This window comes from Streptomyces sp. NPDC029159, from assembly GCF_055564055.1.
Map to the genome: position 1 here is coordinate 23919 of NZ_JBVHWT010000015.1, position 9905 is coordinate 33823.

General features: G+C 71.3%; 7 protein-coding genes and 2 pseudogenes. 5 read left to right on the plus strand and 4 right to left on the minus strand.

The window, feature by feature from the left end:
* Positions 1–1010 precede the first annotated feature (1010 nt).
* Positions 1011–2057, plus strand: a complete 1047-nt coding sequence (locus tag ACZ4U4_RS25155; protein ID WP_467878421.1) for an NAD-dependent epimerase/dehydratase family protein — start codon at positions 1011–1013, stop codon at positions 2055–2057.
* Between the two features lie 235 nt (positions 2058–2292).
* Here the strand turns inward: ACZ4U4_RS25155 and ACZ4U4_RS25160 are convergent.
* Positions 2293–2434 (minus strand): annotated as a pseudogene (locus ACZ4U4_RS25160) (response regulator); the annotation flags it as partial.
* A 198-nt stretch (positions 2435–2632) separates the two neighbouring features.
* Between ACZ4U4_RS25160 and ACZ4U4_RS25165 the strand changes: the two are divergent.
* The 3 genes from ACZ4U4_RS25165 to ACZ4U4_RS25175 are packed head-to-tail and all read left to right on the plus strand — an operon-like array spanning position 2633 to position 4874.
* The gene (locus tag ACZ4U4_RS25165; RefSeq protein ID WP_467878769.1) at positions 2633–3418 is read left to right on the plus strand and encodes a glycosyltransferase family 2 protein; all 786 of its coding nucleotides are present in this window, start codon (positions 2633–2635) and stop codon (positions 3416–3418) included.
* Positions 3415–4077 carry a TIGR04282 family arsenosugar biosynthesis glycosyltransferase gene (locus ACZ4U4_RS25170; protein WP_467878423.1) on the plus strand — a complete coding sequence of 221 codons (663 nt, stop codon included), beginning with the start codon at positions 3415–3417 and terminating at the stop codon, positions 4075–4077. The genes ACZ4U4_RS25165 and ACZ4U4_RS25170 overlap by 4 nt, the downstream gene beginning before the upstream one ends.
* The gene (locus ACZ4U4_RS25175) at positions 4074–4874 is read left to right on the plus strand and encodes a class I SAM-dependent methyltransferase (protein WP_467878425.1); all 801 of its coding nucleotides are present in this window, start codon (positions 4074–4076) and stop codon (positions 4872–4874) included. Before ACZ4U4_RS25170 ends, ACZ4U4_RS25175 begins: the two co-directional genes overlap by 4 nt.
* Before the next feature lie 316 nt (positions 4875–5190).
* Here ACZ4U4_RS25175 and ACZ4U4_RS25180 read toward each other — a convergent pair whose 3' ends face one another.
* Entirely contained in the window at positions 5191–6468 is a 1278-nt protein-coding gene (locus ACZ4U4_RS25180) for a molybdopterin-dependent oxidoreductase (RefSeq protein ID WP_467878428.1), read from the minus strand.
* Between the two features lie 172 nt (positions 6469–6640).
* Here ACZ4U4_RS25180 and ACZ4U4_RS25185 point away from each other — a divergent pair, with 172 nt between their 5' ends.
* Positions 6641–7999 carry a hypothetical protein gene (locus tag ACZ4U4_RS25185; protein WP_467878431.1) on the plus strand — a complete coding sequence of 453 codons (1359 nt, stop codon included), beginning with the start codon at positions 6641–6643 and terminating at the stop codon, positions 7997–7999.
* A 49-nt stretch (positions 8000–8048) separates the two neighbouring features.
* Here ACZ4U4_RS25185 and ACZ4U4_RS25190 read toward each other — a convergent pair.
* A pseudogene (locus tag ACZ4U4_RS25190) lies at positions 8049–8449 on the minus strand (amidohydrolase family protein); the annotation flags it as partial.
* A gap of 567 nt (positions 8450–9016) precedes the next feature.
* Positions 9017–9901 carry a thioesterase II family protein gene (locus ACZ4U4_RS25195; RefSeq protein WP_467878434.1) on the minus strand — a complete coding sequence of 295 codons (885 nt, stop codon included), beginning with the start codon at positions 9899–9901 and terminating at the stop codon, positions 9017–9019.
* Between the last annotated feature and the right edge of the window lie 4 nt (positions 9902–9905).

The window sequence follows — 9905 nt, forward strand, 5'->3', positions numbered from 1 at the left end:
GACCAAAAGTCTTCACCGCCCTCCGCCACCGTGTCAACCAGCGAAAAAGGGCCTTCGTATGTCAAGTATTCTCTTCACTCTCGTGGTGAAGACGTCCCGATGCGCGTGCGAGCCGACGGCCGGATCTTCGTACACCTCTACGGCACGGCGGAAGCGGTTGACCGAGTCCTCCGGCCCGACGTCTCAAAAATGCCTTTCTGGCGCTCCGGCGAAGAGATAGCGGCCGCACCGATGTATCCACGCCCGGACCCTGACGGAGGTCCGCGGAGCAGCCCAGGGAGCGCGGGGTTGGCCTGAAGTTCCCCTTTACGACATCGCTGCCGACCGAGGGCGCCACAAAAGCAACAGAAATTTGCGTGCACCGATCTCATATCTGCACGCCCGCTCGAATGCCGGTGCGCAGTACTCGCTCAGGAGAAATCCCTCACGTCTCGCTGCGGTGAGGCGATTTGCTGTGCGGAGCGGAGCCGACGGCGTACGCACGAGAAGGAGAGGGGCGCGCGCCGGCGCATTCTCCTTCGTCGGCCACCACCGGCGCGATGAGGTGCGCTTGAGGGGTGAGCTGGTGTTGTGGGCCGTGACGGGTCCGGAACGGCTGGGTCAGGATGGGGATAGTGGTGAGAGGAACTGGGAGTGAAGACGTCAACCGGGTGATGGCCTGACAGCTGCCGCCCCTGGTCCAGCTCCTGCTCGACCCGGTCATCACCCACATTCTCCTGAGGCCCGTCCTCGAACCGGCACTGGGCCCCGACCTAGAGGAATCCGATGCCGAAGGGGTGATCCTTGCTCTTGTGTGGGCAATGCGGCCAGGGCCGCGGGCCCGGCCTGGGCGGGAGCGCGTCGGTTCCTGCCCGCGGGCAGCGAGAACGTACAGGCACACCCGCGGCACCCGACCCGGCGGAAACGGGTCGCTGGGTCACGCGCGACGGCGTGGCGGAAGTTCTTACGGACGGGTGACACGGCCGGCCGGACACCGGGCGCGGGCTCGTGGCGGGCTTAGCGTGGCGCGTATGCGTGTACTGGTCACCGGCGGAGCCGGTTTCATCGGGTCACAGATCGTCGAAGTCCTCGGGCGGCACGGGCACGAGGTGGTGGTGCTCGACGCACTGCTGCCCTCGGCCCACGCGCAGCCGCCGCGACCGCCCGGCGGCCGGCGCCCGATCGTTGAGGATGTCCGGTCCCCGGAAGCGGTACGGGCCGCGCTGCGCGGGGTGGACGCGGTCTGCCACCAGGCGGCGATGGTGGGACTCGGGAAGGACTTCGCCGACGCTCCCGCGTACGTCGGCTGCAACGACCTGGGCACCGCGGTGCTGCTGGCCGGGATGGCCGAGGCCGGCGTGCGGCATCTGGTGCTCGCCGGATCGATGGTCGTGTACGGGGAAGGGCGCTACGAGTGCTCCCGGCACGGGGTGGTGCGGCCGGGGCAGCGGGCTGTCGCCGATCTCGACGCCGGGCGATTCGAGCCCCGCTGTCCCTCCTGCGGAGCCGAGTTGAAGCCCGGTCTCGTGGGCGAGGACGCGCCCGTCGACCCGCGCAATGTGTATGCCGCGACCAAACTCACGCAGGAGCATCTGGCCGCCGCGTGGGCTCGCGCGACCGGCGGCCGGGCGGTGTCCTTGCGCTACCACAACGTGTACGGGCCCGGGATGCCGCGCGACACGCCTTACGCCGGAGTGGCCTCGTTCTTCCGGTCGGCCCTGGAGCGGGGCGAGGCGCCACGTGTCTTCGAAGACGGCGGTCAGCGACGTGACTTCGTGCACGTACGGGATGTGGCCGCCGCCAACGCGGTGGCACTGGAGGCGGTGCGGGCCGGGGCCGCGGGAGCGTTCTCGGCGTACAACACGGGCAGCGGGGAGCCGCACACCGTCGGGGAGATGGCGACGGAGCTGGCCGGCGCGTTCGGCGGGCCCCGGCCGGTGGTGACGGGCGAGTACCGGCTGGGCGACGTACGGCATGTCACCGCGGATTCGGGGCGGTTGCGGGCGGAGCTGGGGTGGAAGGCCGAGGTGGGTTTCGAGGAGGGGATGGCGGAGTTCGCGAAGGCGGGCCTTCGCTGAGCGCGGCCGGAGTTCCGGTCGGGCGGATGCGGCCGGCAGGGTGAATTCGACGCAACAGTCGCCCACCACGTTCCGTGCGGCCGCCTGACCCCGGTGTGAGGTCCGACGACGCCGCGCACGATGGCCGGGCCGAGGCCCGCCCCGGCGCCGGTGGTGTGCGGGCGTGGCTGCCACGCCGACCTGTGCCGGAGCCGCGGGGCAGGTCGTCCTCACGGGCGCCGCCGCAGCCGTCCGTCACGGACAGGACGACGAGGCCGGGCCGGCGTTGGGCGGGTCGCTCCAGCGCCGTGGGGGCCGTCTTCGGCGCGGTCGACGTCGTACCCGGCGCGGTCGAGGTAGCCCGTGACGGCCTCGGCAACCGTGGGGTCGTCGCCCACGACGCGTACCCGGAGAGCGTCGTCCGGGGGCTGCGACCGACGCCCGGTGCTCGTTCCCGGGGTGGTGTCTGCATGGAGCCGGCCTTGTACCGCTCGCGTGCGGCTGTCCCGGCCGGCTTCTGCTCAGGCGGCTGATGTCCGTGTTTCGCGAGGGCTTGAAGTCGGAAATATCCGTTTCGGGTTCGTAGGGTGAGCGATGTGACTCGATCTACCCCAGCGTCGGCCAGTCCGGCCGGCCCACGCGCCGTTCGCACCGATGTGGTGCTGCCCTGTCTCGACGAGGCCGCCGCGCTTCCCTGGGTCCTCGAACGCATCCCCGCGGGCTGGCGGGCGATCGTCGTCGACAACGGGTCGACCGACGGCTCGGCCGACCTGGCCCGCTCCTTGGGCGCAACCGTCGTGCACGAGCCGCGGCGCGGCTTCGGAGCGGCCTGCCACGCCGGACTCACCGCGTCCGACGCGGACCTTGTCTGCTTCTGCGACTGCGATGCCTCGCTCGATCCGGGACTGCTCGAACCGTTCGTCCGGGACGTTCTCGCGGGGGGCGCCGACCTGATCCTCGGGCGCCGGCGACCGCAAGGACCCGGGGCATGGCCGGCGCATGCCCGTGCGGGCAATCTCGCGCTGTCCCGGATACTGCGGCGGCGCACCGGCCTGCGACTGCACGACCTGGGGCCGCTGCGGGCGGCCCGGCGCGAAGCCCTGCTCGGGCTCGGCCTGACCGACCGGCGCAGTGGCTATCCGTTGCAGATGGTGGTGCGGGCGGCCGACGCGGGCTGGCGGATCGAGGAGCGGGACGTGCCGTATCTGCCGCGCACCGGCAAGTCGAAGGTCACCGGTACCTGGCGGGGGACGTGGCACGCCGTGCGCGACATGCGAGCGGTGCTCGCGGAGCCGCCGGCGGGCGGGGCAGGGGGGCCGGCGACAGGTGAGGTCACGACAGGCCGGGCCACGGCGGCACGCCGGACGGGGGATACGGAGTGAGCCCGTGCACGACCCTGCTCGTCATCGCCAAAGAGCCGGTGCCGGGGCGCGTGAAGACCCGCCTCACCCCGCCCTACTCACCCGAGCAGGCCGCAGGACTGGCCGCGGCCGCACTCATCGACACCCTCGACACCGTCCTCGCGGCGCCTGCTCGCCGACGCGTCCTGGTGCTCGACGGGGAGTCCGGGCCATGGCTGCCGCCCGGCGTGGAGGTCGTGCCACAGTGCGCGGGCGGCCTGGACGAACGGCTCGCCGCCGCCTTCGCCGGGTGCGACGGGCCGACCCTGCTCGTCGGCATGGACACCCCGCAGATCTCGCCCGGACTCCTCGCCCCCGCTCTCGGCGCCGAAGCCTGGCAGGGCTGCGACGCCTGGTTCGGACCGGCCGTCGACGGCGGCTTCTGGGCCCTTGGCCTGGCCGAGCCCGACCCGGAACTGCTGCGGGGTGTGCCCATGTCCACGACGTGGACCGGTGCAGCCCAACGAGCCCGGCTCACCGACGCGGGGCTGCGGGTGCGCGACCTGCCCCGCCTGCGCGACGTCGACACGGCGGACGACGCCGGAGCGGTCGCGGCCCTCGCGCCGGACAGCCGGTTCGCCGCGGCATACGCCCGGCTCGCACCAGCGGCCGGTCCCTCCTTCCTGGTGGGTGGCCGATGAGTACCACGGCGCCGGGTGTCGTCCGCGCAGCCGCGGCCGATGGCTCCGGCCAGGCCGCCCCCTGGCGTGCGGATGCCTACACCGACGCCCTGCGCCGCGGCCGTGGCCCGCTGTTCCTGCGACGCGGCGACGGCTGGCTGCTGCCGCTCGACGTCGAGCGCTGGTGTGCGGACCCCGACCGGGCCGACCTGTCCGCACTCCACCGCTGCCAGGGCAGCGTCCTGGACATCGGGTGCGGTCCGGGCCGCCTCGTCGCCGAACTCGCCGCGCGTGGCCGACGCGCCCTGGGCATCGACGTCAGCGAGGCCGCCGTCGACCATGCGCTGAGGCTCGGTGGCACGGCGCTGCTCCGGTCGGTCTTCGAATCCCTTCCGGGCGAGGGGCGCTGGGGCACCGCCCTGCTCATCGACGGCAACCTGGGCATCGGCGGCGACCCCGTCGCGCTGCTCACCCGGACCGCGGACCTCCTCGCCCCCAACGGGCTGTTGATCGCCGAGACCGCACCCATCGACGTCGACGAGCGGGTGGATGTGCACGTCGACGACGGGCGTGGCGCCCCGGGCGGGGCGTTCCCCTGGGCCCGCCTCGGCGCTCCGGCGCTGCACCGGTACGCACGCCGGCTCGGCTGGCGGCCCACGGCTCAGTGGGCCGTCGACGGACGCCCCTTCGTGGCGCTGCGCCGTCCGCGTGACACCCGCACCACCAGCCACAGGGCCGAACCGGCGAACAGCGCGGCCGAGATGAGCAGCCAGCGGGCGAGGAACACGTCCCCCGACAGTCCGGTGACGGACTCGTAGTCCTTCACCCGTCCGGTGACCAGGGGGAACCAGACCAGCAGCAACAGCAGGGACAGGAAAGCCGGCACGCGTACGAAGTTGATCCAGGGGCGACGTCCGCCGGCCCGGCCCGCCACCGTGGCTAGGGCCCGGTCGGCGCACGCGTACAGCGGCACGAAGAGCAGGTCGTGGACGAGTGCGGCGCCGACGAACCAGGCGGCGATCGCCAACCAGTTGCCGTTCAGGAGACGCACGCCGGCGTAGAGCGCGAGCGCGAACGAGGCGGCCAGCAACAGAAAGTGCAGCGGGCCCTGGCCGTACCAACGCCGGAAATGGTTCATCGCAGCTCTCCAAAGGTCAACGTGGCCACCCACTTGGTATTGAGCACTCCGGGCGCGGCCGGCACGATGATCCGCGCCGGGTACCCGTGGTCCAGCGACAGATCCTCGCCGTTGACCTGTAGCGCGAGCAGGGAACGCGGGTCACGCACCTGGTTGTCGCGCAGCGCGGCCTTCCGGAAGGCGCCACTGCGCTGCAACGACTCCACCAGAACACCCGGCGGGCCCTGCTCGAAGCCGGCGAGGTCAGCCAGGTCCCGCAGGCGCACACCGCGCCACCACTGGTCGGACGTCGACCACCCCTCCACACAGGCGATGGGCAACGCGGAGCTGTGCAGATCGAGTTGCAGCAGGTCGTCCCGGGAGAGGCGGAGGTCGCCGCGTGGCCCGCTGAGGGTCAGCCGCCACTCCCCGCCGGTGTCGACCGGATCGATGCCCACCCCCGCAGCCGTCTTGTTGATCTGGAACCCGCTCGGCCCGGACCCCGGATCACCCCCGCCGCGCGGCGCGAGGAGCGCGGTGCGCCGCAGTCCGTCGAAGCCCTGCCCGGCCGTCGTCGCGAACAACAGCAGGGAGCCCGCGCCGACCATGCCGAGAGTCCCGCGCCGTGACACGGTCGGCTCGGCGGGCCGGGGCGTCACCAGGCCGCTGTCCTCGTCCGGCTCCCGTTCTCGCTGCGGCTCCCGGCCCAGGTCCCGCAGCCCTCGCTCGCGCAGTACCCGCAGCGCCTTGGGCAGCTTCAACGCGACATGCACCGTGAAGGCGCCGAAGAACACCCAGGCGCCGTAGAAGTGCAGGCGGTAGAAGGAGCCCGGGAAGAGGTAGTCCAATTGGATGTTGAGCACCCCGGTGATGAACTCGAACAGCACACCACCGACAAGGAACAGCAGCGAGAGCCGTTCCAGTGCATGTGCCACCGACCGCACCGGGGGCAGCGTGAACAGTTTGGGGACCACCGACCACAGCTTGGCGAGCAGAACGGGGATCAGCGTGATGCCCACCGTGACATGAAGGCCCTGGCTGAGCCGGTAGAGCCAGTGCGGGTTCGTCGGCCAGTCGAAGAGATAGAAACCGAGCAGGCCCTTGTCCGGTGTCTTGTCGTTGAACGGCGACAGATTCGGGTTGTACGCGGCGTACGACAGCAGGCCCGTCACGAACAGCAGGGTGATACCGGCAAGGAGTACGACGCCCAGGACCGAGGTGAGCCAAGGGCCGCGCAGGGGGCTGCGCCAGAATCCGGGGTTGTCCGGGGTGGTGATCCGTGAGGTGTGCCGCATGGCTCGAAGGTATGCCCGCCACGGGGTACGAAGGGGCCAAAAGATGACGAAACGCGGATGGATCGGGTGCATGGGAGTGAAGCGATGGTCGGAGCGCGAGGATCTGACGGTCCGGTGACGCCTGCCCGTCAAGGACCCTGTACCGGGCCTCCCTCGCCTAACGTGCGGAGGTGTGAGTACCAACGACCACATCGGCGTACGCCGCGACCTCTTCGCTGCCGCTCTCGCCGTCCTGCTCGTCGCGGCTGCCATCGTCATCGGTGTGGCCATCGACGGCCCCGACGGTGTCCTGCGTCTCAACTGGCCCCCCTTGGCCGCCTGGTGGGATCCGCATATCGGCCCAGGCACGCCGGCGGCACTCGTCGTCGCCGCGGCGGTGATCGCCTACGGTCCGCAGCTCGCCGCACGGCTTCCGTGGCGTGCACTGCTCCTCGGCGCCTGGGTCACGTCCATGGCCTGGATCTGGTCCCTCGCGCTCATCGACGGCTGGTATCGCGGCATCGCCGAACGGCTCACCACCACGAACGAATACCTTCAGGGCATCGGCCGATTCCATGACATTGCGGCGACGCTGCGGGACTTCACCCACCACATCGTCGTAGGCGCCCCCGACAACTGGCCCGCACACATCGCCGGCCACCCACCGGGCGCCACTCTCACCTTCGTCCTGCTCGACCGCATCGGCCTCGGCGGCGGCGCCTGGGCGGGTGTCTTCTGCATCACCGTGGGCAGCAGTGCCGTGGTCGCCGTACTCCTCACCGTGCGCTCCCTCGCCTCCGAGGCACTCGCCCGCAGGGCCGCGCCCTACCTGCTCCTGGCCCCGGCCGCGATCTGGATCGGCGCCTCGGCGGACGGCTACTTCGCCGCCGTCACCGCCTGGACGATCGCCCTGCTCACCCTGGCCGCGACCCGCGCAACCCGCTACCCGACAGCCGCCGCGCTCGGCTCCGGCCTCCTGTTCGGCCTCACGCTCCACCTCTCCTACGGTCTGACCCTGTTCACGCTCATCGCGGCGGCGGTCCTGCTCCTCACCCGCACTCTGCGCCCGCTCCCGCTGTCCCTCCTCGGAGCATCCGTCGTCCCGCTCGCCTTCGCCCTTACGGGATTCAACTGGTGGGAGGGGTACCACCTGCTGGTCAAGCGCTACTACCAAGGCGCGGGGGGCGTCCGTCCGTACGGCTATTTCGTCTGGGCCAACCTCGCCTGCACGGTCCTCGTCATCGGACTCGCCACCGTCGCCGGACTGCGCAGATCACTGGCCCGCACCCCTTCCATGGTTCAACGGCTGCGCACCGGCGAAACGACCGCCACCGACCGCCTCGCCGCCCTCGTCCTGGCCACACTCCTCGCCCTCGCTGCGGCTGACCTGTCCGGCATGAGCAAGGCCGAGACCGAACGCATCTGGCTGCCCTTCGCCGCCTTCCTCCTCACGGCCACCGCCCTCCTGCCGACCGCGGGGCGCCGCTACTGGCTGACAGCCCAGGCCACGCTCGCCCTGCTGATCAACCACCTGCTGTTCACCAGCTGGTGAGACGCGCCGGCCTCCGCGCGAACCTGAGGTGATGACGGTGCCGGACTGAGTAGAGGTGAAGGACGAACACCGGGGTGTCGGCGCGACTTCGTTCAGTTCGGCGGGCGTGGGGAGCCGTCGCTCGGCGAACTGCTCGGCCGACCAGCCGCCGCCGACGCGCACTCACTGCCCCTTGGGGTGCGGGCTGCCTGCTCGCGCAGCATCGCCAGGGCCTGGCGCAGCGAGGTCACGCCGTCCCAGCGCAGTTCGAGGACGTAGTTCAAGCCGCCCCGGATCACGTGCAGGAGCGAGTCGTTGAGGGCGGGCCCACGCGCCGGCCGAGCGTGTCCACCACGGTGGTGGACGCTCCGATGACCGGGCGATGTCCGCCTCGCCGCCCACGGCCGTAATCAGGCCGCCACGGATGGCGAGGGCACCGGCCTGGGGACGGCCCGCGTCTCCGGTGTGGATCTTCGCATTGCGGACGACGACGTCGGCGGCGTCCTCGACGGCGCGGGGGACCAGCCCGCCGACGGGTATTGCAGGCACCTCGACAGCCTCCTGTGATGGTTCGGCGCCGCACGGTGCGGGCGGCGACTGGGGCGTTCGCTCGGGCGACGCGACAGAGCCGGACCGAACGGCTGAGGGGACGTTAGGCCGATCGCCCGCACCGAACTTGGCCCACAGCACACTGGTTCCGTTCCGGCAGCGCACCACCGGGCCACACGCGGTACCCGCATCCCGGCGGGGCTCTCGTGCACAGGCGGTCGACGACGTGTGCACGGAGAGGGAACCGGCACTGTCCGGGACAACTACCTTTCAGCGCCACGGGCGTGACGAACCCGGCGAGAAGAGGTGCGGAAATGTCGCGGACCACCGGACGGAACAGGACGACGAGGCGCCGCGTCGGCAACGCGGTCGCCAGCCGCCTTCTCCCCGGACACCCCGAGCAGCCACAGCAGCCGAAACCACCGCAGGAACCCGTCCCCGGCCCAAGGCCCGGGCTGCCCTGTGACTACGCAGGCAAACAATCACTGATCATGACGGAGCTCTGTTCCGAAGGGTGGCAATGGGACACTCCCCCGAAGGTGCGCCGGGGCCGTTGACCGGGCATTCCCACCCTCGCAGGGAGGTGAGGATGTCGGCGGTGAGCCGGGAGCTGAGGGCTTCGGCGTTGTCGAGGAGGTAGGTGTGATTGCCGGGAAAGAGGCGCGGGGTGGCCGGTTGGCTGCTGAGGTCGTTCCAGTCGGCCAAGGCGCCCGGGGAGATGACGGGGTCGTCCTCGCCGCCGTAGAGGGCGAGTTGGGTGTCCAGCGGTGGTCCCTGGTGGGGCGGGAATTGCAGTGCGAGCAGAAGATCGGCGAGCCTCGGAACCCAGGTGTTGATCAGCGCCCTGGGGTCGTGGTCGGCCTGGTCGGGCAGGCGGCCGAAGAGCTTCTCGAACCCTTCTCGGCCGCCGAGCAGGACATCCGGAGCCCGTGCGGTGAAGTCGGGGTGGTGGGGGGCGGCCATGGCGGACAGGGCGAGCAGGGTGGGCGGGCGGTGCCCCTGCCGGGTGAGGCATGTGACGGTCTCGTAGGCGACGAGTGATCCCACGCTGTGACCGAACACGGCATAAGGATGGCCGTCGTCGTCCTGGCGGATGCGTTCCGCGAGGAGCTGTCCGAGGCGGTGCGGGTCGGTGTGCGCCGGCGTGCCGATGGCGCGTCCGCGTCCGGGCAGTTGCAGGGCGTGCACGCCGACGGCGGTCGGCAGGTGGGGGGTGAAGGCTTGGAAGTAGGAGGCGCTCATCCCCGCGGGCGGCATGCAGTAGAGGCGTAGGACGTGTGCGTCACCGGTGGCCGGGCGGAGGGCGACGAAGTCCGGTTGGTCGATGGCGGTGGTGAGGCGGGCTGAACTGTCCGCCGGGCCGTGGGCGTTCATGCGT

Coding starts and splice junctions, on each gene's coding strand:
- ACZ4U4_RS25175 (WP_467878425.1), top strand. CDS start 4,074: ATGAGTACCACGGCGCCGGGTGTCGTCCGCGCAGCCGCGGCCGATGGC.
- ACZ4U4_RS25155 (WP_467878421.1), top strand. CDS start 1,011: ATGCGTGTACTGGTCACCGGCGGAGCCGGTTTCATCGGGTCACAGATC.
- ACZ4U4_RS25195 (WP_467878434.1), bottom strand. CDS start 9,901: ATGAACGCCCACGGCCCGGCGGACAGTTCAGCCCGCCTCACCACCGCC.
- ACZ4U4_RS25180 (WP_467878428.1), bottom strand. CDS start 6,468: ATGCGGCACACCTCACGGATCACCACCCCGGACAACCCCGGATTCTGG.